At 70.2% G+C, this 25,137-nt stretch carries 27 protein-coding genes; 15 read left to right on the top strand and 12 right to left on the bottom strand.

Annotation, left to right across the window (positions count from 1 at the left end):
• A partial coding sequence (locus VGD70_RS35665) for an MFS transporter (RefSeq protein WP_331089368.1) occupies positions 1 to 1,238 on the bottom strand: 1,238 nt, incomplete at its 3' end.
• 105 nt (positions 1,239 to 1,343) lie between these two features.
• Between VGD70_RS35665 and sucC the strand changes: the two genes are divergently transcribed.
• From sucC to VGD70_RS35620, 9 genes are all read left to right on the top strand, one after another.
• Positions 1,344 to 2,498 (top strand): ADP-forming succinate--CoA ligase subunit beta, encoded by a 1,155-nt coding sequence (gene sucC, locus VGD70_RS35660; protein ID WP_331089366.1) that lies wholly within the window; start codon positions 1,344 to 1,346, stop codon positions 2,496 to 2,498.
• Between the two features lie 9 nt (positions 2,499 to 2,507).
• Positions 2,508 to 3,401: a succinate--CoA ligase subunit alpha gene (gene sucD, locus VGD70_RS35655; protein ID WP_331089364.1), complete on the top strand. Its 894-nt coding sequence runs from the start codon at positions 2,508 to 2,510 to the stop codon at positions 3,399 to 3,401.
• Positions 3,402 to 3,411: 10 nt separating this feature from the next.
• Complete coding sequence (locus VGD70_RS35650) at positions 3,412 to 4,194, top strand: hydroxypyruvate isomerase family protein (protein WP_331089362.1); 783 nt, start codon at positions 3,412 to 3,414, stop codon at positions 4,192 to 4,194.
• The gene (locus VGD70_RS35645) at positions 4,191 to 5,084 is read left to right on the top strand and encodes a 2-hydroxy-3-oxopropionate reductase (protein ID WP_331089360.1); all 894 of its coding nucleotides are present in this window, start codon (positions 4,191 to 4,193) and stop codon (positions 5,082 to 5,084) included. The genes VGD70_RS35650 and VGD70_RS35645 overlap by 4 nt, the downstream gene beginning before the upstream one ends.
• A gap of 22 nt (positions 5,085 to 5,106) precedes the next feature.
• Complete coding sequence (gene gcl / locus VGD70_RS35640) at positions 5,107 to 6,807, top strand: glyoxylate carboligase (protein ID WP_331089358.1); 1,701 nt, start codon at positions 5,107 to 5,109, stop codon at positions 6,805 to 6,807.
• Positions 6,808 to 7,060: 253 nt separating this feature from the next.
• Entirely contained in the window at positions 7,061 to 8,023 is a 963-nt protein-coding gene (locus VGD70_RS35635; protein ID WP_331089356.1) for a chitinase, read from the top strand.
• A gap of 36 nt (positions 8,024 to 8,059) precedes the next feature.
• A complete protein-coding gene (locus VGD70_RS35630; RefSeq protein ID WP_331089354.1) occupies positions 8,060 to 8,566 on the top strand; it encodes a PaaI family thioesterase in 507 nt (168 codons plus the stop codon).
• An 87-nt stretch (positions 8,567 to 8,653) separates the two neighbouring features.
• Positions 8,654 to 9,154: an NAD(P)-binding domain-containing protein gene (locus VGD70_RS35625; protein WP_331089352.1), complete on the top strand. Its 501-nt coding sequence runs from the start codon at positions 8,654 to 8,656 to the stop codon at positions 9,152 to 9,154.
• A gap of 3 nt (positions 9,155 to 9,157) precedes the next feature.
• Entirely contained in the window at positions 9,158 to 9,865 is a 708-nt protein-coding gene (locus VGD70_RS35620; RefSeq protein WP_331089350.1) for a hypothetical protein, read from the top strand.
• A 26-nt stretch (positions 9,866 to 9,891) separates the two neighbouring features.
• Here VGD70_RS35620 and VGD70_RS35615 read toward each other — a convergent pair whose 3' ends face one another.
• Positions 9,892 to 10,743 (bottom strand): LysR family transcriptional regulator, encoded by an 852-nt coding sequence (locus tag VGD70_RS35615; protein ID WP_331089348.1) that lies wholly within the window; start codon positions 10,741 to 10,743, stop codon positions 9,892 to 9,894.
• 69 nt (positions 10,744 to 10,812) lie between these two features.
• Between VGD70_RS35615 and VGD70_RS35610 the strand changes: the two genes are divergently transcribed.
• Positions 10,813 to 11,547 (top strand): SDR family oxidoreductase, encoded by a 735-nt coding sequence (locus VGD70_RS35610; RefSeq protein ID WP_331089346.1) that lies wholly within the window; start codon positions 10,813 to 10,815, stop codon positions 11,545 to 11,547.
• A gap of 50 nt (positions 11,548 to 11,597) precedes the next feature.
• Here VGD70_RS35610 and VGD70_RS35605 read toward each other — a convergent pair whose 3' ends face one another.
• The 6 genes from VGD70_RS35605 to VGD70_RS35580 all read right to left on the bottom strand — a co-directional run bounded on the left by VGD70_RS35605 (position 11,598) and on the right by VGD70_RS35580 (position 18,442).
• On the bottom strand, positions 11,598 to 13,232 hold the full coding sequence (locus VGD70_RS35605) for a glycoside hydrolase family 13 protein (protein ID WP_331089371.1): 1,635 nt from the start codon (positions 13,230 to 13,232) through the stop codon (positions 11,598 to 11,600).
• 42 nt (positions 13,233 to 13,274) lie between these two features.
• Positions 13,275 to 14,213, bottom strand: coding sequence for a carbohydrate ABC transporter permease (locus VGD70_RS35600; protein WP_331089345.1), 939 nt, complete (start codon positions 14,211 to 14,213; stop codon positions 13,275 to 13,277).
• Between the two features lie 3 nt (positions 14,214 to 14,216).
• Positions 14,217 to 15,167 (bottom strand): sugar ABC transporter permease, encoded by a 951-nt coding sequence (locus tag VGD70_RS35595; protein ID WP_331089343.1) that lies wholly within the window; start codon positions 15,165 to 15,167, stop codon positions 14,217 to 14,219.
• 77 nt (positions 15,168 to 15,244) lie between these two features.
• Complete coding sequence (locus tag VGD70_RS35590; RefSeq protein WP_331089341.1) at positions 15,245 to 16,624, bottom strand: ABC transporter substrate-binding protein; 1,380 nt, start codon at positions 16,622 to 16,624, stop codon at positions 15,245 to 15,247.
• A gap of 209 nt (positions 16,625 to 16,833) precedes the next feature.
• A complete protein-coding gene (locus VGD70_RS35585) occupies positions 16,834 to 17,856 on the bottom strand; it encodes a LacI family DNA-binding transcriptional regulator (protein WP_331089339.1) in 1,023 nt (340 codons plus the stop codon).
• A gap of 10 nt (positions 17,857 to 17,866) precedes the next feature.
• On the bottom strand, positions 17,867 to 18,442 hold the full coding sequence (locus tag VGD70_RS35580) for a GNAT family N-acetyltransferase (protein ID WP_331089337.1): 576 nt from the start codon (positions 18,440 to 18,442) through the stop codon (positions 17,867 to 17,869).
• A 30-nt stretch (positions 18,443 to 18,472) separates the two neighbouring features.
• Between VGD70_RS35580 and VGD70_RS35575 the strand changes: the two genes are divergently transcribed.
• From VGD70_RS35575 to VGD70_RS35560, 4 genes are all read left to right on the top strand, one after another.
• Entirely contained in the window at positions 18,473 to 18,862 is a 390-nt protein-coding gene (locus tag VGD70_RS35575) for a nuclear transport factor 2 family protein (RefSeq protein ID WP_331089336.1), read from the top strand.
• Between the two features lie 25 nt (positions 18,863 to 18,887).
• Positions 18,888 to 19,694: a class I SAM-dependent methyltransferase gene (locus tag VGD70_RS35570; protein ID WP_331089334.1), complete on the top strand. Its 807-nt coding sequence runs from the start codon at positions 18,888 to 18,890 to the stop codon at positions 19,692 to 19,694.
• A 73-nt stretch (positions 19,695 to 19,767) separates the two neighbouring features.
• Positions 19,768 to 20,058 (top strand): hypothetical protein, encoded by a 291-nt coding sequence (locus tag VGD70_RS35565; RefSeq protein WP_331089332.1) that lies wholly within the window; start codon positions 19,768 to 19,770, stop codon positions 20,056 to 20,058.
• Positions 20,059 to 20,130: 72 nt separating this feature from the next.
• Positions 20,131 to 21,000 carry a Ku protein gene (locus tag VGD70_RS35560; protein ID WP_331089330.1) on the top strand — a complete coding sequence of 290 codons (870 nt, stop codon included), beginning with the start codon at positions 20,131 to 20,133 and terminating at the stop codon, positions 20,998 to 21,000.
• A 345-nt stretch (positions 21,001 to 21,345) separates the two neighbouring features.
• Here the strand turns inward: VGD70_RS35560 and VGD70_RS35555 are convergent, their stop codons facing one another.
• Together VGD70_RS35555 and VGD70_RS35550 are read right to left on the bottom strand one after the other, a co-directional pair.
• The gene (locus tag VGD70_RS35555) at positions 21,346 to 22,152 is read right to left on the bottom strand and encodes a SigB/SigF/SigG family RNA polymerase sigma factor (RefSeq protein ID WP_414638137.1); all 807 of its coding nucleotides are present in this window, start codon (positions 22,150 to 22,152) and stop codon (positions 21,346 to 21,348) included.
• On the bottom strand, positions 22,149 to 22,571 hold the full coding sequence (locus tag VGD70_RS35550; protein WP_331089328.1) for an ATP-binding protein: 423 nt from the start codon (positions 22,569 to 22,571) through the stop codon (positions 22,149 to 22,151). Before VGD70_RS35550 ends, VGD70_RS35555 begins: the two co-directional genes overlap by 4 nt.
• 152 nt (positions 22,572 to 22,723) lie before the next feature.
• Here VGD70_RS35550 and VGD70_RS35545 point away from each other — a divergent pair, with 152 nt between their 5' ends.
• Complete coding sequence (locus VGD70_RS35545) at positions 22,724 to 23,020, top strand: iron-sulfur cluster biosynthesis protein (protein ID WP_331089326.1); 297 nt, start codon at positions 22,724 to 22,726, stop codon at positions 23,018 to 23,020.
• A gap of 64 nt (positions 23,021 to 23,084) precedes the next feature.
• On the opposite strand, the gene VGD70_RS35540 is transcribed toward VGD70_RS35545, so the two are convergent.
• Both VGD70_RS35540 and VGD70_RS35535 read right to left on the bottom strand, forming a co-directional pair.
• Positions 23,085 to 23,414 (bottom strand): plasmid stabilization protein, encoded by a 330-nt coding sequence (locus tag VGD70_RS35540; RefSeq protein ID WP_331089325.1) that lies wholly within the window; start codon positions 23,412 to 23,414, stop codon positions 23,085 to 23,087.
• A gap of 62 nt (positions 23,415 to 23,476) precedes the next feature.
• Positions 23,477 to 24,856 carry a dicarboxylate/amino acid:cation symporter gene (locus VGD70_RS35535; RefSeq protein WP_331089323.1) on the bottom strand — a complete coding sequence of 460 codons (1,380 nt, stop codon included), beginning with the start codon at positions 24,854 to 24,856 and terminating at the stop codon, positions 23,477 to 23,479.
• Between the last annotated feature and the right edge of the window lie 281 nt (positions 24,857 to 25,137).

The raw sequence follows: 25,137 nt of genomic DNA, 5'->3' as shown, positions 1-25,137 counted from the left end.
GCGGCGAGCCCCACCCCCAACACGCCACCGAACGCCTTGGCGCTGTAGACGGCGGCGTGGGTCTGCCGGGCCCCAGCACTCTGGTCCCCGAAGAACTCCCGCACCAGGCTCGCGAACAACGGGTAGAACGCGCCGCCCCCGACACCGGCCAGCAAGGAGGCGAGCAAGAGGATCGTGACGGATCCGTTGGTCGCGGCGCTGGCCAGACACAGCTGCCCCAACCCGAGCACCGCGAGCACCCACCCCAGCGTCCGGGTACGTCCGAGACGCGAGGACACCCGGATGGCGAGCGCCCGGCCGGCCCCGTTGGTCCCCAGGAGCAGCCCGGTGCACACGGCGACGACCACCAGCGCGACGGACATGCGAGCGCCGAGCACGGCCAGGAACGTGATGTCGAACAGCGAGACGGCGCTGGCACAGAAGAGGATCAGGTACATCAGCGGCGCCACGCCGGTCCGCATGGCCTCCCGCGGCGAATACTGGCGCACGGCGCTCACGGGACTCTGCCGGGACAGCGCCCAGGAGCGCGGGTCGACCTCCGGCGGCCACCAGTGCGCGGGCGGGTCACGCAGCACGGCCCCGGCGCCCAGCACCACGAGGAAGATGACCACCGCGGTCACGTCGAGCAGCGGAACCAGCGGCCCGCCGGACGAGGTGAACAGGAACGCGATCGCGAAGGGCACCGAGCCGTAGGCGAACGCGCCCGTCGCCACGCTGACCTTCGCCGCGGTGCGTTCGGGGTACCACTTGGCCACGGTCGACGAGCAGGTGGCATAGACCAGGCCGGCGCCCGTGCCGCTGAGCACCGAGTAGCCGATGAGGGCGACGAGCGCCGAACCGTGCGCCAGCGAGAGCGGGCCGAGTGCGATCAGCACGGCCCCGGCGATCATCGCGGTGCGCGGCCCGATCCGGCCGCGCTCACGCAGGAACGCGATGGGGAACCCGGCGCCGGCCTGGAAGACCGTCCAGAGGGCGAGGAGCCAGAAGACGTCGACCGGCGCCCAGCCGCGCTCGACCAGCGCGGGGACCAGCGAGCCGAACCCGTACTGCAGGATGCCGATCGCCGCCATGGCCGCCCACGGCAGCCACAGCATCCACTCCCTCCGCCGGCCGAGCAGCCCCTCCGCGCTCGGCCCGACGAGATAACGCCGCCCGAGGAAGTCGAGCGTCTCACCGGCCGGCGAGGCCGGGCCGGCTGCGGTCGCGGCTGTGGGTGGGGGTGCGGCTGAGGTCCTCATCACTGGCCTCCGGTCCCTGTTCCCTGGACAAGTGGTTCCATACTGCATACAGTCTACAACAACATATGGCCCCGGTCACAGCCCCAGAATTGGAGGGTCGGGCGCGTGGACCTGTACGAGTACCAGGCAAAAGACCTGTTCGCGAAGCACGGAGTGCCGGTCGGACCAGGTCAGCTAGTGGTCGAGGACGTCGAGGCCGCCGCCGACGCGGCCGCCGAGTTCGGCGTGCCGGTGGTGATCAAGGCGCAGGTGAAGGTCGGCGGCCGCGGCAAGGCCGGCGGGGTGAAGCTGGCCGACGGCCGGGAGGACGCGCGGGCGAAGGCCGAGGCCATCCTGGGCCTGGACATCAAGGGGCACACCGTGCGCCGCGTCCTCGTGACCCCGGCCTCGCGGATCGCCGAGGAGTTCTACTTCTCCTTCCTCCTCGACCGCACCAACCGCACGTTCCTCGCGATGGCGTCGGCCGAGGGCGGCATGGAGATCGAGCAGCTCGCCGTCGAGCGCCCGGACGCGCTGGCCAAGGTGCCGATCGATCCCATCGCGGGCGTCGATCTGGCCAAGGCCAGGGAGATCGCGGCGATCTTCCCGGAGCCGGTGCGGGAACGTGCCGCCGAGGTGATCGTCAAGCTCTGGGAGACCTTCGTCGCCGAGGACGCGACGCTCGTCGAGGTGAACCCGCTCGTCCGCGACCCGGGGGACGACATCCTCGCGCTCGACGGCAAGGTCACCCTCGACGAGAACGCCGGCTTCCGCCACCCGGAGCACGCGGACCTCGTCGACACGGCCGCCGAGGACCCGCTCGAGGCGGCGGCCAAGGAGAAGGACCTCAACTACGTCAAGCTCGACGGCGAGGTCGGCATCATCGGCAACGGCGCGGGGCTGGTGATGTCCACTTTGGACGTCGTGGCGTACGCGGGGGAGGGCAGCGGGACCAAGCCCGCCAACTTCCTCGACATCGGCGGCGGTGCGTCGGCCGAGGTCATGGCCAACGGGCTGGGCATCATCCTGTCCGACCCGGACGTGCGCAGCGTCTTCGTCAACGTCTTCGGCGGCATCACCGCCTGCGACGCGGTGGCGAACGGCATCGTGCAGGCCTTCGAGCTGCTGGGCACGGTCGACAAGCCGATCGTCGTCCGGCTCGACGGCAACAACGCGGCGCTCGGCCGGCAGATCCTCACCGACGCCGCCCTGCCCGGACTGTCCCAGGTGGACACCATGGACGCGGCGGCCCGCCGCGCGGTCGAGCTCGCCGTCACATAGGAGTGAACTGTGGCCATCTTCCTCACCGAGGACTCCAGGATCATCGTCCAAGGCATGACCGGCGCCGAGGGGCGCAAGCACACCGCGCGCATGCTCGCCGCGGGTAGCGACGTCGTCGGCGGCGTGACCCCCGGCAAGGGCGGCCAGACCGTCGAGATCGGCGGCCACCAGCTGCCGGTGTTCGACTCGGTCGGCGACGCGATGAGCTCGACCGGGGCGGACACCACGGTCGTGTTCGTGCCGCCGAGGTTCGCCAAGAGCGCGGTGGTCGAGGCGATCGACGCGGGCATCGGCCTGTGCGTGGTGATCACCGAGGGCATCCCCGTGCACGACACGGCGGTGTTCTGGGCACACGCTTGCGCCACCGGCAACAGAACTCGCATAATCGGTCCGAACTGCCCGGGCGTGATCAGCCCCGGCAAGTCGAACGCGGGCATCATTCCCGCGGACATCACGGGACCGGGCCGGATCGGTCTGGTCTCCAAGTCCGGGACGCTGACCTACCAGCTGATGTACGAGCTGCGTGACATCGGCTTCTCCTCGGCGGTGGGCATCGGCGGTGACCCGGTCATCGGCACCACGCACATCGACGCCCTGGCGGCGTTCGAGGCCGACCCGCAGACCGAGCTGATCGTGATGATCGGCGAGATCGGCGGCGACGCCGAGGAGCGCGCGGCGGCCTACATCGCCGAGCACGTGTCGAAGCCGGTCGTCGGCTACGTCGCCGGCTTCACCGCGCCGGAGGGCAAGACGATGGGCCACGCGGGCGCGATCGTGTCCGGCTCGTCGGGCACCGCGCAGGCGAAGAAGGAAGCCCTGGAAGCGGCGGGGGTGAAGGTCGGCAAAACTCCCTCGGAGACCGCCGAGCTCGCCAGGCAGAGCCTGGTCCAAACCGTCGCCTGAGGAGAACCACGTGACAGCCCTTCGTTACGACGTCAACCTGTCCATCCTGTTCACCGAGCTCCCCCTGCTCCAACGCCCGGCCGCCGCGGCCGCGTGCGGGTTCGACGCGGTCGAGATGTGGTGGCCGTTCGACGGGCCCGTACCGGCCGACAGCGAGCTCGACGCGCTGGCCGGCGCGCTCGACGACGCGGGGGTGAGCCTGGTCGGGCTCAACTTCGACGCCGGCCACATGCCGAGCGGCGACCGCGGCCTGCTGTCGTCGCGGTCGACCAGCCGGCGCTTCCGCGACAACATCGACGTGACCGTCGGGTTCGCGGAGCGCATGGGGTGTCGCGTGCTGAACGCCTTGTACGGCAACACGTCCGACGACACCGAGCACGACCTGGCGCTCGAGAACCTGGCCCTGGCGGTGACTGCGGCCAGGCCCATCGGTGCCACGGTGGTGATCGAGGCGCTCAACTCCCACGAGAACACGCGTTACCCGCTGACCTCCTCGAAAGCCGCGCTCGAGGTGGTGGACCAGGTGCCGGGCACGGCGTTCCTCGCCGACTTCTACCACCTGGCCCGGATGGGTGAGGACCTGCCCGCGCTGATCGCGAGCAGTGCCGGGCGGTTCGGCCACGTCCAGATTGCCGACGTGCCCGGCCGTGGCCAGCCGGGCACCGGCGAGCTGGACTACGCCGAGCTGCTCACCCTTCTCGCCGCGAGCCCGTACGACGGGCCGGTCGGCCTGGAGTACAAGCCCGTCGGGCCCAGCGCGGACAGCTTCGGATGGTTGGAGGACATGCCGTGACCAGTGGCAAGACCACCGTCGGGTTCATCGGGCTGGGCATCATGGGCGGCCCGATGGCGTCGAACCTGTTGAGGGCCGGGTTCGACGTCATCGGGTACGACGTGCAGCCGGCCTCAGTGGAACGCCTCGTGGCCGAGGGCGGCCAGCCGGCCGACAGCATCGCGCAGGCCACGGCGGACGCGGACGTCGTCGTCACGATGCTGCCCAACTTCCCGCAGGTCGAGGCCGTCGCGTTCGGCGCGGGTGGCGTGCTCGACTCGGCCAAGCCGGGGCTGCTCTACGTCGACATGTCGAGCATCCGGCCGCAGACCTCGCGCCGGATCGCCGCCGAGGGCGGGGAGAAGGGGCTGCGGATCCTCGACGCCCCGGTCTCCGGCGGGGAGAAGGGCGCGATCGACGGCGTGCTGTCGATCATGGTCGGCGGCGCCGAGGAGGACTTCGCGGCGGCGGCCCCGGTGTTCGCCCCGCTCGGCAAGACGATCGTCCACGTAGGACCGGCCGGTGCCGGGCAGACCGTCAAGGCCGCCAACCAGCTCGTGGTCGGCGGCACGTACGCGCTGGTCGCCGAGGCGATCGTGCTGCTCGAGGCGTCCGGTGTGGACGCCGGGCTCGGGCTCGACGTGCTCGCCGGGGGGCTGGCCGGCAGCCGGATCCTGGAGCTCAAGCGGAAGTCCATGGTGGCCAGGGAGTTCGCGCCCGGCTTCCGGATCGACCTGCACCACAAGGACATGGGCATCGTGCTCGACGCCGCGCGGGAGGCCGACGTGGCCCTGCCGGTCGGCGGGCTCGTCGCGCAGCTGGTCGCGGCCGCGCGGGCCCAGGGATACGGCTCACTCGATCACTCCGCTCTGCTCAAGGTGGCAGAGAACACCGCTGGCAAAGGGGACTGACCAGGTGAACAGCATTCCTTGCATGGAGGCCGCGGTCGCGGTCATGGAGTCCGAGGGCGTCGACACCGTGTTCGGCATCCCCGGCGCCGCGATCCTGCCGCTGTACGCGGCGATGCGGAACAGCGGCATCAAGCACATCACCGTGCGGCACGAGGAGGGTGGCACGCACGCCGCGGACGGCTGGTCCCGAGTCACCGGCAAGGTCGGGGTGTGTATCGGCACCTCCGGTCCTGCCGGAACCAACATGATCACCGGGCTGTACACGGCACTCGCCGACTCCATCCCGATGATCTGCATCACCGGCCAGGCGCCGAGGGCGAAGCTGCACCAGGAGGCCTTCCAGGCGGTCGACATCGTCGAGATCGCCAAGCCCGTCACGAAGTGGGCGGTGCAGCTGAAGGAGCCCGGCCAGGCGCCGTGGGTGTTCCGGGAGGCGTTCCGGATCGCCCGGTCGGGGCGGCCCGGTCCGGTGCTCATCGACCTCCCGCTCGACGTGCAGCGCGGGCTGTGCAACTACGACCCGGAGATCGACGCGCCGCTGCCGATCGACGTGCCGGAGCCGCACCCGGCCCGGGTCCGGGCCGCGGTCGACCTGCTGCTCGGCGCCGAGCGGCCGCTGATCCTGGCCGGCGGCGGCGTGATCATCGCCGACGCCACCGACGAGCTGCGCGAGCTGGCCGAGGAGCTCAACGTCCCGGTCCAGGTGACGCTGATGGGCAAGGGGTCCTTCCCGGAGGACCACGAGCTGTTCGCCGGCCTGGCGGGCCTGCAGACCCAGACTCGGTGGGGCAACCAGGCATTCCTCGAGTCCGACCTCGTGCTGGCGGTCGGCGCCCGGTTCGGCGACCGGCACACCGGCGACCTGTCGGTGTACACGAAGGGGCGCAAGTTCATCCACGTCGACATCGAGCCGACGCAGCTCGGCAAGGTGTTCGAGCCGGACCTCGGCGTGGTCGGCCACGCCCGGCCGACGCTGGCCGCGCTCACCGACCGCGCGCGGTCGCTGGGTGCCGGGCCGCGGCCGGGCGCGTGGCCGGAGCGGGTGAGCGAGCTGCGCGCGACGCTGCCCCGGCGCGACGACTTCGACGACGTGCCGATCAAGCCGCCGCGGGTGTACCGGGAGCTCAACGAGTTCTTCGGGCCGGACACCACGTTCGTCACCGCGATCGGGCTGTACCAGATCTGGTCCGGCCAGTTCCAGCACACGTTCCTGCCGCGCCGCTACCTCGTGTGCGGCCAGGCCGGGCCGCTGGGCTGGGAGGTGCCGGCCGCGATGGGCGTCAAGTGCGCGTTCCCGGAGCGGCAGGTGGTCGCGGTCGCCGGCGACTACTCCTTCCAGTTCCTCATGGAGGAGATCGCGGTCGCCGCGCAGTACAAGATCCCGTTCGTGATCGTCATGGTCAACAACGAGTACCTCGGGCTGATCCGGCAGGCGGAGCTCCCGTACGACATGAACTTCGCGGTCGACCTGCACTACGGCGAGGGAGGCATCGACCACGTGAAGCTGATGGAGGCGTTCGGCTGCCCGGCGCGGCGGGTCGAGCAGCCCGGCGACATCCGCGACGCGCTCGCCTGGGCGTCGGCCGAGTCCGAGGCGCGGTCGCTGCCGGTGCTCGTCGAGGTGATGGTGGAGCGCGAGGCCAACGCCGCGATGGGCCCGGTGTCCATCGACGCGATCAAGGAGTTCGAGCCCGTGCCCGAGCTCGCCCCCGCGGGGGACTGAGGCACTCCCTACGAACGGATCTTGACCCCTCGTGATGGTCTAGACCACACTGAGCGCCGGCATCGTCACGCGATGCCGGCGCTCCTGTGAGCGGGAGCGCCGGAGCGTTTCGCCGTCCGGACCGACGAGCGCGCGCAGGCGCGCCGGCGCCGAGCACGAGAGGAGGGAAGACGGCGAGTAGCGGAGCGTGCCATCGGTTCGGTTTGTATGGCGTAGGTCGGGGCCCGCGCTCGGTTGACGAGGGAGTACGCGCATGCGCAGAGGTTCGGTTCTAGCTGTCCTGTCCGTGGTCGCGGCGGCCGCCGCGATGCTGCCTGGGGGTGCGTCGTCGGCGGACGAACGCGCCGGGTCACCGGCGGCGCCCTATCTGTTCCTCGGCTGGGGCGATCCGCCGTCGCCGGCAGCGGTCATGCGGGACACCGGGATCCGGTCGTTCACCATGGCCTTCGTGTTGTCCGGCGGCGGCTGCTCGCCGGCGTGGGACTCCGCGCGCCCGCTCACCGGCGGCGTCGACGAGCAGGCGATCAACGAGATCAAGGCGGCCGGCGGCGACATCGTGCCGTCCTTCGGTGGCTGGAGCGGCAACAAGCTCGGCCCGAACTGCTCGTCCCCGGAGGCGTTGGCCGGGGCCTACCAGCAGGTGATCGACGCGTACGGGCTGTCGGCGATCGACATCGACATCGAGAACACCGACGAGTTCGAGAACGAGACCGTGCAGGACCGCATCCTCACCGCGCTGCGGATCGTCAAGGCGAACAACCCGGGGCTGCGCACCATCGTCACGTTCGGCACCGGCACGACCGGCCCGAACTACTACGGCAACCGGCTGGTCGACCAGGCCAAGGCGCTGGGCGCGAACATCGACGTGTTCACGATCATGCCGTTCGACTTCGGCAGCTCGGACATCTACACCGACACGGTCGGCGCGGCCGAGGGCCTGAAGGCCAAGCTGGTGTCGACGTTCGGGTGGTCGGATGCCGAGGCGTACGGGCACCTGGGCATCTCCGGCATGAACGGGCTGTCCGACCAGCAGGAGCTGACCTCGCTCGACACCTGGACCCGGCTGCGGGACTGGGCCTCCGGCGTCGGCCTCGGCCGGCTCGCGTTCTGGGCGGTGAACCGCGACCGCGGCTGCCCGGGTGGCGGTGTCACGTCCACGTGCAGCGGCATCGACCAGCCGGACTGGGAGTTCACCCGGATCACGGCCGGATTCTGAGTCTGATTTCTGGACTCAGCTGCTAGGGTGTGCCGCATGAACGCTTCGTGGGGGGAGCCCCGCAGCAAGACCGTCACCTGGTACGACCCACTGGCGGCGGCCAAGGCGGGCGCGGAGATGTCCGGGTTGGACTATCTCCGCGCCGTGCTGCGGGGTGACCTGCCGGCGCCCCCGATCGGCGGGCTGATGTCCTTCCAGCCGGAGACGGTCGAGCAGGGCGACGTCGTGTTCTCCTGCGTGCCGGACGAGTCGGTCTACAACCCCACCGGGGTCGTGCACGGCGGACTGGTGTGCACCCTGCTGGACTCGGTGGCGGGCTGCGCGGTGCACACCACCCTGCCGGCCGGCGTCGGCTACACCTCGGCCGAGATCAAGGTGTCCTACCTGCGCCCGGTGCACGCGGACACCGGCAAGCTCACCGCCCACGGCTGGGTCGTGAAGCCGGGCCGCCGGCTGGCCTTCGCCGAGGCCGACGTCCGGTCGCCCGACGGCAAGGTCATCGCGACGGCCAGCAGCACCCTGCTGGTCATGGGGCCTGCCTGACGATTCGTCAACCCATCGCGAGCGATGCTCGAGCGGGATTCGAGCACTCGTGTCGACCCTTGGACGAGGACGGCACGAGGAGGCGCGATGACGGCGACGTTCAGTGAGCAGGTCCGCACCGAGGTGGCCACCGTGGGCGTGGTCGGGCTGGGGTTCACCGGCCTGCCGCTAGCCCTGTCGCTGGCCGACGCCGGTGTGCTGACCACCGGCCTCGACACCGACCGGGCCAAGATCGCCGCGCTGCTGGCCGGCGAGTCGTACCTGCCCGAGATCCCGCCCAGCGCGCTGGAGGCCGCCGCGGCGTGGTTCGAGCCGACCTGGGACCCGAGCCGGCTCGCCGGCCTCGACGCCTACGTCATCTGCGTGCCGGCCCCGGTCGGCGCCGACGGCGTCACCGACCTGCGTTACGTCGAGTGGGCCGCCGACACGGTCGGCGCGGTGCTGCACCGCGGCTCGCTCGTGGTCCTGCGGTCCCCGGTGCCGCCCGGCACGGCCGCGAACCTGGCCGCCCGGCTGGCCGCGCGCAGCCAGCTGCGCCCCGGGGTGGACTTCCACGTCACCGTCTCGCCCGAGCGCTTCGGTCTCTGAGCCATGGACCTCGACGGGATCATCGCGCTCAAGCGCGAGCTGTGGACGTTGCCGGAAGGGCCGTCGGCGCCGCCGGTGCAGCGGCACCGGCCGCTGCGACCCGGCCGGTTCACCGCGGCCGTGAACGGGCGCGAGGTCGGCATCGTCGCGGAGGCCGGCACGGTCGCGCTGGCGCTGGCCTACGAGTTCGGCGGCGCGGCCGCGGTGTCGGTCCCGGCCGACGAGCTGGTTCTCGGCGGCGGGCCGGAGCTGGTCCGCCGGGTGGCCGGCGCGGTGGACGTCCCGGTGCTGTTCGCCGACGTCGTGGTCGACGTCCGGCAGGTCGACATGGCCTACGCGGCTGGCGCGGACGCCGTGCTGGTGCTGGTGCGGGCGCTCGACCACGCGGAGCTCGCGGACATCCTCGCGGTCGCGGAGGGCCTTGGCCTGGACTGTCTCGTCTCGACCGTCGACGAGGAGGACGTCGAGCGCGCGCTCGACGCGGGTGCCTCGCTGATCGGCCTCACCCACGACTCGCTGTGGCTGCGTGCCCTGGTCCCGGCCGGCGTGCCGGTGGTGATGGAGAGCGAGGTCCAGCACCGCGGCGACGTGGAGCGGGCGGCGGGGATGGGCTTCACCGGCTGCGTGCTCGGCCCGCTGTCCTTGCTGGGTCGCGACCCGGCGGCCGCCGTGCGCCGGCTGACCGGGGTGCCGACCCGCGCCGCGGTGTAGGTGCGGCGGGTGACGGGGGCCGTGGTTCAGGCGCCTACCTCGGCGATGTGGGTGCCGGCCGCCACCTCGGCGGCGGTGCGGACGAACGCGGCCAGCGGGCGGGAGCGGCTCTCCTCGGACCAGGCGATGAGCAGGGTCGTCAGGTGGCCGTCGAGGACCGGGACGGCCACGAGGTCGCGGCGCAGGTGCAGGGTGACGGACTCGGGGAGCACGGCGATCGTGCGGCCGAGCGCGATGAGCTGGGTGACCTGGCCGGTGTCGCGGATGACCGGGCCGCCGGCGGGGCAGTCGTCGGTCCAGCGGGGGAAGATCTCGTCGGCGAGGTCGGCCATCCGGACCGAGCTGCGGCCGGCGAGCCGGTGGTCGCGGCGCAGGACCACCACCTCGCGCTCGGTGAGCAGCTCCTCGGTGGCGAAGCCGGTCGCGTCGTCGTGGGGGAGGCGGAGCATCGCCAGGTCCGCGGTGCCGTCGCGGAGGAAGGCCTCCTGCTCGCCGATGCCGCAGATCATCACCTCGACCTCGACGGCCTCGGGGTGCGCGGCATAGCGGGCGAGGATCCGCTCGAGCAGCCCGGCGTCGCCGCCCGGCTTCATCACCAGCACGAGCCGCGGGTCGACCCGGCCGGCGCGCTTGGTCCGGCGCTCGGCGGACTCGAGCGTGGTGAGTGCCTTGCGGCCCTCGTGCAGCAGCACCTCGCCGGCCGTGGTGAGCGACACCTGGCGGCTGGTGCGCTCGAGCAGCGTGACGCCGAGCCGGCGCTCGAGCTGCTGGACGGCCCGCGACAGCGGCGGCTGCGCGATGCCGAGCCGCGCGGCCGCCCGGCTGAAGTTGAGCTCCTCCGCGACGGCGACGAAGTAGGCCAGCTCTCGCGATTCCATACCGTCAGGGTATCGGTTGCGACCCAACCGGTCTTGGCGTTTTCGCGCGGCCGCTGGTGGGCTGGAGGCATGACGGAGACGAAGATCGCCCTGGTGACCGGGGCGAACAAGGGGATCGGGTTCGCGATCGCGGAGCAGCTCGCGGCCCAGGGCGTGACCGTGCTGCTGGGTGCCCGGGACGCCACCCGGCGCGAGGACGCCGTGGCGAAGCTGGGTGCCTCGGGTGCTTCCGTGTCGGGGATCGCGCTGGACGTGACCGACCCCGCCACCATCGCCGCGGCGGCCGCGGAGGTCGAGTCGCGGTTCGGCCGCCTCGACATCCTGGTGAACAACGCCGGCATCACCGGCGACCTGTCCCAGGAGGCGGGCGCCGGCGGGCTCGCCGAGGTGCGCCGGGTGTTCGACGTGAACGTGTTCGGCGTGATGGCGGTGACCGACGCGATGCTGCCGCTGCTGCGGCGCTCGCCGGCCGGCCGGATCGTGAACGTGTCGAGCAGCGTCGGCTCGCTGGCCGACATGACCGCGCCGGACGGCGGGTACCTGGCGGACATGCCCGCGATGCTGGGGTACCCGGTGTCGAAGACGGCGCTGAACGCGGTCACCGCGCAGTACGCGAAGCACCTGCGGAAGAACGGGATCCTGGTGAACGCCGTGTGCCCCGGCTACACGGCGACGGACCTGAACAACTTCGCGGGCACGCGCACCGCCGCCGAGGGCGCGGCGATCGCCGTGCGGCTGGCCACGGTCGGCGCGGACGGCCCGACCGCGGGCTTCTTCGCCGACGAGGGCCCGGTGGCCTGGTGACAGCGGTGGCCTCCGGCCCCCACGGACCGGAGGCCACCGTCAGCTCACCGCTACGCCGTCCGCAGCCAGACCGTCGTGTCCGGCGGGATGGTCTTGTCCACCGGCTGGCTCGACAGCAGCACCTCCAGGTGCGCCGGCAGCGCGACCGGGTCGGCCGACAGGTTCACCACGCACGCGAACCCGTCGGACCGGGTGAACGCCAGGACCCCGGCCGGCTGGCCCTCGAGCCAGTCCATCGGCCCGTCGCCCAGGGCGGGGTGCTCGGCCCGCAGGTGCAACGCCCGCCGGTACAGCTCGAGCATCGAGCCCGGGTCGTCGGTCTGCGCCTCGACGGTGAACCCGGACCACCCGGAGGGCTGCGGCAGCCACGGGTCGGTGCCGGTGGCGTTGAACCCGTACGGCGCGGCGTCACCCGACCACGGCAGCGGCACCCGGCAGCCGTCCCGGCCGATGTCCGCGCCGGCCGTCCGCTTGAACACCGGGTCCTCCCGCACCTCGTCCGGCAGATCCTCCACTTCGGACAGACCGAGCTCCTCGCCCTGGTAGACGTAGACCCCGCCGGGCAACGCCATCGTCAGCAGGGCGGCCGCGCGGGCCCGCCGGGTGCCCAGCACCGGGTCGGTCGGCGCGAGGTGCTGGCGGTCGGCGAAGGAGAACGACGTGTCCGTGCGGCCGTAGCGGGTGACGTGCCGGGTGACGTCGTGGTTGGACAGCACCCAGGTGGCCGGCGCGTCCACCGGCGCGTGCGCGGACAGCGTCGCGGTGATCACCTCGCGCAGCCGGCCGGCGTCCCACGGGCAGGACAGGAAGTCGAAGTTGAACGCCGAGTGCAGCTCGTCCGGCCGCAGGTACATCGCGAACCGCAGCGGGTCGGGCAGCCACATCTCGCCGACGAACACCCGCTTGTCCGGGTAGCTGTCCGCGATCCGCCGCCACGTCCGGTAGATCTCGTGCACGCCGTCGAGGTCGGAGTACGGGAACGGGCCGACCGCCGGGTCCGCGACGTCGGGCAGCCCGTCGGCCTTCACCAGCCCGTCGGCCACGTCGATGCGGAACCCGTCCACGCCGCGGTTGAACCAGAACCGCAGGATGTCCTCGAACTCCTCGTGCACCTCGGGGTTGGTCCAGTTCAGGTCCGGCTGGCGGGACGAGTACAGGTGCAGGAACCACTCGCCAGGGGTGCCGTCCGGCTCGGTCACCCGGGTCCACGCCGAGCCGCCGAAGCGGGACTGCCAGTTGTTCGGCGGCAGCTCGCCGTGCTCGCCGCGGCCGCGGCGGAACCAGAACCGCTCGCGCTCCAACGAGTCCGGGCCGGCGGCGAGTGCCGCGGCGAACCACGGGTGCACGTCCGAGCAGTGGTTCGGCACGATGTCGATGATGATCTTGATGCCGAGGTTGTGCGCTTCCTCGATCAGCTTCTCGGCCTCGGCGAGCGAGCCGAACGCCGGCTCGATGTCGCGGTAGTTCGACACGTCGTAGCCGCCGTCGTCCATCGGGGACGGGTACCACGGGTTGAACCAGATCGCGTCGACGCCGAGATCGGCCAGGTATGCCAGCTTGGCGCGGACGCCGGCGAGGTCGCCGGTGCCGTCGCCGTCACCGTCGGCGAAGCTGCGGATGTACACCTGGTAGATCGCCGCGCCGCGCCACCACGTCGACGTGACATCCTGCTGTCTCACAGTCATATCCACCGCGGACTCCTGCCTGTCGAGAACCACTGCGATCACTCACCCCTTGAGACTGCCGGCGGTCAGGCCGGCGAGGATCTGCCGTTGGAACACCAGGAACGCCACGACCATCGGGATGCTGGCCAGCACCAGGCCGGCGAGCATCAGGTTGATCGGGGTGTCCGGCTCGAAGCGCTGCAGCGCCACGCTGAGGGTCTGGATGTTCGGGTCCTGCAGGACCAGCAGCGGCCAGATGAAGTCCTTCCATGCGGCCACGATCGCGAAGATCGACACCACCGCGAGGATCGGCCGGGACAGCGGCAGCACGATGCGCACCATCGTGGTGACGCTGCCCGCGCCGTCGATGCGCGCGGCGTCGAGCAATTCGGTGGGGATCTGGTCGAAGAACCGCTTCAGCAGGTAGATGTTGAACGCGTTGGCCGCGGCCGGCAGCCAGATCGCGGCCGGCGAGTTGATCAGGTTGACGTGGACGATCGGCACCTCGGTGATCGTCAGGTAGGTCGGCACGAGCAGCGCGGAGGCCGGCAGCATCAGCGTGGCCAGCATCAGCGCGAGGACCCACTTGCCGAGCACCGGACGCAGCTTGGACAGCGCGTACGCGGCGGGCACGCACACCGCGAGCTGCAGCAGCCACGCGCCGGCCGCCACGATCACCGTGTTGCGGAAGTACCCGGCGAGCTCCATGAAGTCCCAGGCTTCCTTGTACGTCGTCACGTTGAAGTGGTCGGGCAGCAGCGTCGGCGGCGTCCGGGCCAGCTCCGGCGCGGACTTCATCGCGCCCAGCAGCATCCACACCAGCGGGACGACGAACGCGGCGGTGAACAGCGCGAACACCAGCACGAAGACGAGCCAGTAGCCGACCTTGCCGCGGGTTCGCTTCAGCGTCCACGGCGACAGCAGTGTCCTGGCCGGACGGTCCGCGCCGGACTTCCGCGCTCGTTTCGCCGGCACGGGCACCGGCGTGATCGTGGTGGCCATCCGTCAGCTCCTGGTCCTGGTGAGCCGCAGGTAGAGGGCGGAGAACCCGCCGAGCAGCACGAACAGCAGCAGGCTCATCGCGCTGGCCGTGCCGAAGTCGTTGTAGACGAACGCGTAGCGGTAGAGCAGCAGCAGCACGGTGACCGTCGAGTCCTCCGGGCCGCCGCCGGTCATGATGTAGGGCTCGGTGAACACCTGCATGGTGGCCACGATCTGCATCAGCATCATGATCAGCAGCACGAACCGGGTCTGCGGGATCGTGATGTGCCGCAGCCGCTGCCACAGGTTCGCGCCGTCGAGCTCCGCGGCCTCGTACAGCTCGCCGGGGATGGTCTGCAGCGCGGCGAGGTAGATCAGCGTGGCCGAGCCCATCGACGCCCACGTGGCCACGATGACCAGCGACAGCATGGAGGTGTCCGCGGCGTTCAGCCAGGCCAGCTCGGGCAGGCCGAAGAACCGGAGCACGCTGTTGAACAGGCCTGGACCCGGGTCGTAGAACCACTTCCAGAGGATCGCGACGACGACCGGGGGCAGCATGACCGGGAGGTAGACCACCATCCGGAAGTACGCCTTGACGTGCCGCAGCTCGTTCAGCACGATCGCCACCGCGAACGGGATGGCGAAGCCGATGATCAGCGCGAGGCCGGTGAACAGCAGGGTGTTGCGCCAGGCGACGAGGAACAGCGGGTCCGCGAACAGCGTCTCGAAGTTCTGCCAGCCGACCCAGACCGGGTCGGTGACGAAGTTGACCTGCTGGAAGCTCAGCAGGACGCCGCGGATGATCGGATACCAGGAGAACAGCGCGAAGACGACGAGCGCGGCGCACAGGAACCCGTACGCGGTGAGGTTGTCGGCGATCTTGCGCCGGAGCCGCCCGACGGTCGAGCCGCCGGGGGTGCCGGTGGGACGCAACGCGGGTGGCGCGAGCACCTCCGGGCTTGCTGTGGTTGACATCGACCCCTCCAGTGGGGGACCCGGCCGGGAGCGGGGAAGGGTAAACGCGCTCCCGGCCGGGTCAGCTCATCGTTCGGTCACTTGACCTGTGACAGCGCGGTGTTGACCTTCGTCTCGGCCGCGGAGAGCAGTTGGTCGATGTTGGCGTCCTTGTTGGTCAGCACGCCCTGCATCACGTTGTCCAGCGCGGCGTAGACCTGCTGGGCGTTGGGCGGCTCGATGTTCTTCTTCAGCTCGGTGAGCCCGTCCACGAACGGCTTGTAGTTCTCCACCGGCACCGTCGCGTACTTCTCCCGCAGCGACTTCTGCGTGTCGGCCAGCGCGCCGACCCACACGTCGGCGGCCGCGTTCGGCGGTGCGGTGGGCAGGCCGATCGGCTGGCCCTGGTCGGCGTAGCTCTTGAGGGTGGACTCCATGCGGTCCGGGTTGAGGTACTTCCACTGGATCCAGGTCAGCCCGGCCTTGATCTTCTCCGGGGTGGCCTTGGGGTTGAGCATGTAGCCCTCGCCGCCGATCAGCGTGCCGTTGCCGCCGGGCAGTGCCGCCAGACCGTAGTCGGCGTAGTCGCCCTTGAACTGGTTGACCAGCGGCGGGATGTTGTCCGGGGCGCCGACGAACATGCCGAGCTGGCCGGCGCCGAACATCCGCTGCGCGTCCTCGAACACCAGGAGCTGCTTCTGCCCCATGGTGTTGTCCGTCCAGCGCATGTCGTGCAGGGTCTTGGCGACCTCACGACCCTTGTCGTTGTTGAAGTCCGCGACCCACTTGCTGCCGTCCTTCTTGGCGACCTGGCCGCCCATCGAGTACATCCAGGTGGCGAAGTGCCAGCCGCCCTGGTTGTTCTTCGACAGCTCGGCGAGCCCGATGGTGTTCTTGCCCAGCGCGGTGATCTTCTTCGCGGCCGTGCGGACCTCGTCCCACGTGGTCGGCGGCGTGTTCGGGTCCAGGCCGGCCTGGCTGAACAGCTTGCGGTTGTAGAGCAGGCCCATCGAGTAGTTCGCCGTCGGCAGGCCGTAGACCTTGTTGTTGTCGTCGGTGAAGATCTTCTTCAGCTCCGGCTGGAGCTCGTCGTAGTGCGGGACGTCCTTGACGTAGTTGGTGATGTCCGCTGCCTGGTGGCGGGCGATCAGGTTGGCCGGGTCGGTCAGGTAGACGTAGAACACGTCCTCCAGCTGACCGCCGGCGAGCTTGGAGTTGAACGTCTTGGGGTCCATGAACCCCTCGCGGGGCTGGATGTCGATGTCCGGGTGGTCCTTCTCGAACGCCGCGACGTCCTGGTCGAAGATCTTGCGTTCGAACGGCTGGGTCTTCGGAGGCTGGCCGTTGACCGTGATGGCGACCTTGCCGCCACCGCCGGAGCCGCCACTGTCGGCCGAGGTGCCGCAGGCGGTGGCAGCGAGGCCGAGGCCGGCCGCCAACACCAGGGCTAAGGATCTGCGCTGGATGGGTGTGCTCATCGTCGATTAACCCTTGCGTGGGGGACCGGGCGAAATTCTGTGACCCACACCATAGGACTAGCGACGGTTTGCCCGCAATACTCCGACAGAGTTTTGAAAAAATTCGACTCCCACCTGGTACACAGCTGTCGCCGAGCCGTCATCGCGATCTTCGGGCATGCGGGTAGGCGCCCCGGCGGCGGTTCGCCGGGGCGCCTGGGTCGTGCGGGTCAGGCCAGCGTGGGGCGCCTCGTCCTGGCCGGGGCGGCGGAGGCGCGGACCACCAGCTCGGGCTCGAAGAGCAGCTCCTCGATGGACACCTCGATGCCCGCGATCTGGTTGGAGAGCAGCTCGACCGCGGCCCGGCCCATGGCCTCGATGGGCTGGCGGACCGTGGTGAGCGGCGGGTCGGTGCAGGTCATGAGGGTTGAGTCGTCGTAGCCGATCACCGAGACGTCCTCCGGGGTGCGCAGGCCCAGCCGGCGCACCGCGCGGATCACCCCGAGTGCCAGCGGGTCGCTCGCGCAGATGAGGCCGGTGATGCCGTTCTGCACCAGCCGGGTGCCGACCGCCTGGCCGCCCTCGACCGAGAACATCGTGTGGCCCATGGTGTGCTCGTCGATGGTGAGCCCGATGCGCTTGGCGCACGCGCGGAACGCGACCAGCTTGCGTTGCGACGGGATGTGGTCGCGCGGGCCGAGGACGATGCCGATCCGCTGGTGGCCGAGCGCGACGAGGTGGCCGAACGCCTGCTCGACGGCGACCGCGTCGTCGCAGGAGACCACCGGGCAGTCGAGGTCGATCGAGGCGTTGACCAGCACGACCGGCAGCTTGCGCCGGGCCAGCTGGTAGTGGTGCTCATGCGGCGCGTCGGCCTCGGCGTGGCTGCCGCCGGCGAAGACGACGCCGGACACCTGCTGGGCGAGCAGCAGCTCGACGTAGTCCGGCTCGGACACGCCGCCGGTGCAGGTGCAGAGCACGGGGGTGAAGCCCTGCTGGGCCAGCCCGCTGCCGACGACGTCGGCAAGCATCGGGAAGATCGGGTTCTGCAGCTCGGGGAGGACCAGGCCGACCAGCCGGGCCCGCTCGCCGCGCAGCTGGGTCGGTCGCTCGTAGCCGAGCACGTCCAGCGCGGTGAGCACGGCCTGCCGGGTCGCCTCGGAGACCCCGGGTTTACCGTTGAGCACCCGGCTCACGGTCGCCTCGCTGACACCAACCTTCTGAGCCACTTCGGACAGCCGTCTTTGCGCCATGTCCGCAAGTCTACGACAAGTCTTGCAAGTTCTTGCGCTGACTTGCGGCATACCACTCCGCGCGGCCGAGCGTGTACCGCACGTCGCCGTGTTCGGCACCAGGCAGCGGGTGCTTCCAGTCCTCGTGGAACGTCGACTCGTAGCGCAGGCCGACCTTCTCCATCACCCGGCGCGAAGCCGAGTTGACCGCCATGGTCTCGGCGTGGATCTTGGTCGTCGCGGTCCTCGTGAACGCGTACTCGACCAGCGCCCGCGCGCCCTCGGTCGCGTATCCGCTGCCCCAGGCGGACTTCCGCAGCCGGTAGCCGAGCTCGACCTGCGCCGGCCGCCCGTCGTCGGGCCGCAGCTCGAGCCAGCCGAGGAACTCCAGGCCCGGCTTGGCGTGCGCCGCGAAGGTGCCGAGGCCGCGCTCGTAGCCGGCGAGGATGGCGGGCAGGACCTTCTGCGCGATCCGCTCGCGCTTCGTCGGCCGGCCGGTGAGGTGGCGCATGACCTCGGGGTCGCTGTCGAGCTCGACCAGGAGATCCAGATCGCTCTCGGCGAACCGGCGTAGCACCAGGCGCTCGGTCTCCAAGAAGATGTCCATGACCGGATCCTGTCAGCGAGGGGTGTCGCCGTGGACCGAATTTCCGACCCCGAGCTCGAGCTGGTGCTCGCCTCCTACGCCGCGTTCGCGCGCGGCGACATCGACGCGGCGGTGGCGCCACTGCACCCGGACGTCGAGTGGGTCGAGCCGGACGAGTTCCCCATGGGCGGGCGCCGGGTCGGCCCGGCCGCGGTGGCCGAGTACCTGCGGGCGTCCCACGCGTCGTGGTCGAGCCTGCGGTCGTCGCCCACGGCCAGCAGGCGCGGCGCGGACATCGTGGTGGTGCACCACGTCGAGGGCGAGCTGGCCGACGGCACCCCGCACGCGGCCACGGTGGCCGACGTGTTCACCGTCGAGGACGGCCAGGTGGTGCGGATGCGTGCTTACGCCGACCCGGCCGACGTGCCTCCCGCGCGGTGACCGCGTCGCGCTAGGTTCGCGTGCCATGACCGCCACGCCGTCCTATGTCCTGGCCCGCACATCGGATGAGTACCGCCGGCTGCGGACCCAGTCGAAGCTGTGGGAGCCGGCCACCACGCGGCTGCTCGACCAGGTCGGCGTGGCGCCCGGGATGGCGTGCCTCGACGTCGGCTGCGGGCCCGGCGAGGTCATGCGCCTGCTGGCCGAGCGGGTCGGCGGGACGGGGTCGGTCACCGGCGTGGACGTCGACGGGGCTATCGGGCGGGAGGCCGTCGAGATCCTGCGGGCAACGGCCGGCGCGCGGGTCGAGTTCGTCGAGGGCAACGTGCACGAGCTGGACCTGCCCGAGTTCGACGTCGTGTACGTGCGGCTCGTGCTCATGCACCTGGCCGACCCGGTGGCGCTGCTGCGCAAGCTGTGGAGCTCGGTCGCGTCCGGGGGTGTGCTCGTCGTGCAGGACTACGACACGGCCGGCATGGACTCGTGGCCCCGGCTGCCCGGCTGGGACGAGTTCGGCCGGGTGATGGACGGCGTCTTCGAGCAGACCGGCGGCGATCCCCGGTGTGGCCTGCACCTGCCCCAGCACTTCGTCGATGCCGGCGTCGGCGTCCCCGACGGCACCGACGTGTCGGGCGTACTGGCACCCCTCGCGGACACGATCGGCTTCCTCCGCGGCTCGTACACGAGCGCTCTCCCCGCGGCGATCCGCTTCGGCATCACCACGCAGGCCAACGGTGACGGTTTCCTGGCCGAGCTCACCGCGGCGGCCGAGGACCACGCCAACCACGTGCGCCTGCCGACGCTCGTCGGGGTTCACAAGCGCAAGCCGTGACGGTGTGTCGCCCCTGGTTGGCGGGTTGCGGGTGGCACCATGATCCCGTCCCCGAGCTGGAGGGCGGTGCGAGGTGGCGGACCGAGAGCTGATCCTCCCGGCCACCGTGCTCACCGCGCACCTCGAGTCCTGCGCCGCCGAGCTCGCCGCGGATCCGCACCCGCCGGACGACCTCGCACAGGTCCTCGGCCAGCTCGTCTCCGGACAGCGGCACATCGCCGCCACCCTCTCCCGCCTGGCCGGCCAGCTCGACTCGGTCCCGGCCGCCGACCGGACCGCGCTGGCGGAGGTTCTGCGCGCCGCGGCCCGCGCCACGGGACACGCTGCCGGCGCCCTCGCGCACAGTGAACACCTGTTCGAATAGTCCACCCGTTTGGGGCTGTGACCTGCACGCAATCCCAGATAGCCTGCAGGTGTAGTCGAACGGGGAGGACACATGCGAAGCGTCTGGAACGGCACCATCAGGATCGGTGCGGCCACCATTCCGGTGCGGGCGTACGGGGCCACGGAGGAGCAGTCGACGGGCCTGCACCAGGTGCACCTGAGCGATGGAGGACGGGTCCGGCACCGCAAGGTGTGCGAGGTCGACGGCAAGACCGTCAGCGGTGAGGAGATGGCCCGCGGCTACGTCATGCCTGGTGGCGAGACGGTAGTGCTCACCGACGAGGACTTCGCGAAGTTACCCCTGCCCACCAGCCGGGCCATCGACGTCCAGGCGTTCGCGCCGTTGGCCGAGATCGACCCGATCTACTTCGCGCGCAGCTACCACCTCGAGCCCGAACCCGCCGGCACCAAGCCGTATGTCTTGTTTTCGGAGGCGCTCCAGCAGTCCGGCCGGGTGGCCGTCGTCAAGGTGGCCATCCGAGCCCGCGAGTCGCTGGGCGTGTTACGCATCCGCGACCAGGTGATCGTGCTCGAGACCATGCTGTGGCCGGACGAGATCCGCACGCCGGACTTCCCGTTCCTGCACCAGGATGTCGAGATCAAGGGCAGCGAGCTGCGCGAGGCCACGGTGCTCATTGACGCACTGAGCGAGAAGTTCTCGCCGAACAGGTACACGGACCAGTACCGCGAGGCACTCCAGGCGTTGGTACAGGCCAAGATCGAGGGCAACGAGCTGGTGCAGCCGACCATCGAGAAGCAGGAGGTCGGGGCGGCCGATCTCCTGACGGCGCTGCGGTCGAGTCTGGTGGAGAAGCAGTCGCGCGGGGTTGTCGAGGGGGCTCGGGCGGCCGAGCAGGCGGCTGCGGAGGAGCGGGCAGCGGCGGAGGGGGCTGCGGGGAGGTCCCGGACGCCTTCTCGGTGATTCGTCTTCTGGTTCTGGTCTCTCCGGGCCGGGGCCGCCGGGGGAGGGGTGTGCCCTCGCCTGAGCTTGGTTTGTGGGTTTCGGTGGGGTGGGCGGGTTCGGTTGGGTTGGTGGACGGGCCGCTGGCCAGAACCCAGCTCGAGAGCCAAATCCGGGGACTTTACAGTGAGCATCGCGGCCTTAGGGTGCACGCCGGCCGGCCCAGCCCCTCATGGTGCTCCTGTGTGGACAGTCGGGCTGGTGCTTCCGGTCGAGCAGGCGACAGTGGCCGGTCCAGGTCCGGTGGACCCGGCCCACCCGAGCGCGAAAGGAGGAGGCGAGCGAGCGGGCGAGCGGACCCAGACGTCAGTCCTCTTCGTCACCCAGCATGCCTTGGCGCAACTGTTCCAGCGTCCGCGCCAACAGCCGCGAGACGTGCATCTGCGAGATCCCGATCCGGTCCGCGATCTGGGTCTGGGTCATGTGCCGGAAGAACCGCAACGTGAGGATCGTCCGCTCCCGCTCCGGCAACCGTTCGATCAACGGCCGCAGCGACTCGTAGTCCTCGACCCCGTCCAGTGCCGTGTCGTGCTCGCCCAGCGTCTCGCCGAGCGAGTCCGAGTCGGCGTCCGGGGACAACGCCTCGTCCAGGGACATCGAGTGGTAGGCGTTTCCTGCCTCGAGGCCCTCGTAGACCTGTTCGGGACTGAGATCGAGGTGGCGGGCGAGCTCGCTGGGTGTCGGAGCACGCCCCAGGCGCTGGGAGAGCTCGGCACTGGCGGCATTGATCGCCAGGTTCAGCTCCTTCAGGCGCCGGGGGACGTGCATCGACCAGCTGGCGTCCCTGAAGTGGCGGCGGACCTCGCCCATCACCGTGGGGACGGCGAACGACAGGAAGTCGGTGCCGCGGTCGGGTTGGAAACGGTCTACCGCGTTGATGAGGCCCAGCGTCGCCACCTGCACCAGGTCCTCGCGAGGCACCCCACGGTTGGAGAACCGTGCCGCGATGTGCTCGGCCAGCGGGAGATGCCCGGTCACCAGCTCGTTGCGTAGCTTCGTGCGGCGGGGATCCTCCTCGTCGAGCGACGCCATCTCCTCGAACATCGGCGTCAGATGTTCGTAGCCGGTGTCCGGGTTGTCCCGGTTCTTGGCGTGCGAACTCTGCGCCGTCACGCCGGACCGTCCGCCCGACGCTTGGCCAGTTCGATGTGCACGAGGTGCTGACCGCCGGGACCGGCGTCGCGTTCGACCCGGCTGTCGGCGTGGTCGGTGAGCGTGGTGAGCACCCGCCAGCCGAACGTGTCGTTGCTTGGCTTGGCGTCGTTGGCGGACGGGATGCTGACCGCGAACCGGATCTCGTCCTTGCTCACGCTGAACCGGCATCCCAGGATGGCGCCGGCGCCGGCCCGCGTGATGAGCGTGGAGCTCGCCTCGTCCACCGCCAGCTTCAGATCCGCGATCGCGTCGAGGTCGAAGTCCGCGCGCATCGCGATGCTCGAGGTCAGGGACCGGATGATCGGTAGGTTCGTGAGTTCGGCGCCTAGTCGCAGTTCGATCTCGTCAGGACGGCCGTCGCCGCTTCCCACGCTCATTATGCCCGGCTACCCACAATCTTGAGTTCGCAAACCTACTGTGACCGGCCACTTTACCGACTCGGGTCAACTTCGGGCGGGGGTCCATCTGCGCGCGAGGCCCACTCCCCTTACGGTGGAAGGCGCACGCCGTCGAAGGAAAGGGAGCCAACATGTTGGCGGTTACGGAAGCGGCAGCCGAGGCGATCACGGCGCTGACCGCACAAGGTGGCATCGACGACAACGGTGGACTGCGGTTCGCCATGCGCAACGAGGCCGACTCACAGGCCGCGCTCGCGCTCACCGTTGCGCCGGCACCGGTCGAAGGAGACCAGGTGGTCACCGCGGACACCGGTGCGCACGTGTTCCTCGAGGAACAGGCTGCAGACTATCTGTCCGACAAAGTGCTTGATGTGCAACAGGATGACGAAGGTCAGCTGAACTTCGCCGTGCTCGAACGAGCGTCCTGAACCACGACGACCACCGGCGGACCGGTGGTCGTCGTGGTGTCCTTGATGGACACGGGCCGGGTGGTTACCGGCCGAGGGCCTTCTGCAGTTCCTTCTTGGTCATCGTCGACCGCCCGCGGATGTTCTTCTTGCGGGCCTCGTTGTAGAGCTGGTCCCTGGTCGGGCCGCCCGGTCCCTGTCGGTTCCCGGAACGCTTCCCGCCACGGTGTTGTGGCGACACATCCTTGGTCGAGGTCTTGCTCGCCGTCCGGGACTCACCGGACTGCGCCCGGTTCTTGTTCACCGTCCTGGCCGCGATCTCCTTGGCCCGCCCCGTGCTCGCGCCGCGGTCCTCGGCGCTGTCCTTGATGTGCTCGTACTGCCGTTCGCGCTTGTTGTTCCATGTCTGCGGCATCACACACCCCTTTCTGGCGCTCGTGACCTGGGAGTACCCGATCTGACGGCAGGACAAACGGCTCAGGCGTTGGCCGGGACCTTGCCGGACTCGGCCTCGGCCGGCTCGTCCGCGGCGTCGACGGCGGAGTCGTCGTCGAGCAGGGGCACGTCGTTGTGATCGTGCAGTGCCTCGTCGTCGAGGATGCCGGAGCTCCGCGCGACCAGGATCGGCACGGTGATCTGGCCGGCCACGTTGGTCGCCGTGCGCATCATGTCCAGGATCGGGTTGATGGCGAACACGATCGCGACGCCGGTGGCGATCACCTCGGCCGGCAGGTTCACCGCGGCCAGGGTGAGCGTCAGCATCGTGAACCAGCCGGTGGTGCCCGCGGTGGCGAGCGAGCCGAACACGGCCACGAGCACGATCAGCAGGTAGTCGCCGAAGCCCAGCGAGATGCCGAACATGTTGGCGATGAAGATGGCCGTGATGGCCGGGAACACCGCGGCGCAACCGTCCATCTTGGTCGTCGTGCCCAGCGGGACGGCGAAGCTGGCGTAGCCGCGCGGCACGCCGAGGTTCACCGCGGCCTGGCGCGACAGCGGTAGCGTCGCGCCGGAGGACTGCGACACGAACGCGAACTGCAGCGCGGTCCACGACTTGCGGAAGAACGTCAGCGGGCTCACCCGGCCGACGAACCGCAGCAGGATGGGGTAGACGACGAACAGCACGATCGCGCAACCGAGGTAGACCGCGACGATCAGCGAGATGAGCGGCGCGAAGAACTCGTTGCCGTAGCTGGCGAACGCGTTGCCCAGCAGGCCCAGCACGCCGATCGGGGCGAGCCAGATGATCCAGCCGAGCACCTTCTGGATGATGTCGAACGCGGCCCGGTTGAAGCTGACGAACACCTGGGCGCGGTCGCCGAGCGCGTAGGCGGCGGCGCCGACCAGCAGCGCCAGGAACACCACCTGCAGCACCTGTCCCTCGGAGAACGCGGTGAACACGTTGGTGGGGACGATCGACTGGATGAACGACCACCAGTCACCCTGGGTCCGCTCGGCGATGTTGGCCACCGCGGCCTCGGACGGCTTGACGCTGACCCCGCTGCCCAGGTTGCCGATCGTGCCGATGGCGATGCCGATGAGCACCGCGATGAGCGACGTGATCGCGAACCACAGCAGCGTCTTGCCGCCCAGCCGGGCCGCCGTCCGGGCACCGCCGAGCCGGTGCAGGCTCGTGATGCCGACGACGATCGCGGTGAAGACCAGCGGGATGACCGTGAACTGGACCAGGCTGACGAAGATCTCGCCGATCCGCGACAGCGTCGTGGCGAGCCAGGACACCTCGGCCTGCTTGGCGACGAAGCCCAGCAGCGCGCCGAGCACGAGGCCGGCGAGCACAGCGAGGCCGAACACGGTGTTGCGGCGCGATCGTGGCCGCCGCGTTTCGGTTGTGGACATGGGTACTCCCGGCGATGAGCGTGCGTGGGGCGGCCCGGCCAGGCCGCCAATGACGATCTAACTCCGCTCCCGGTGAATCTCTTCCACTAAAGGAGTGAACCCAGTGCGAATCTCACCATGTGGACAAACCTGCGAAATGGGTCACAACCTGCGGTTTCGCCGATTTGACCTACAGCAAAGTAGAGGTTCTAGCCTCGTGGCATGTCTCAGCCAACCGTTGTGGTGACCGGCGCGACCGGCAATGTCGGCCGGAGCCTCGTCCCCCTGCTGCTCGACGCCGG

The organism is Actinophytocola sp. (assembly GCF_036402745.1).
Taxonomy (GTDB): domain Bacteria; phylum Actinomycetota; class Actinomycetes; order Mycobacteriales; family Pseudonocardiaceae; genus Actinophytocola.
This window is presented reverse-complemented; position numbering and strand designations above follow the sequence as displayed.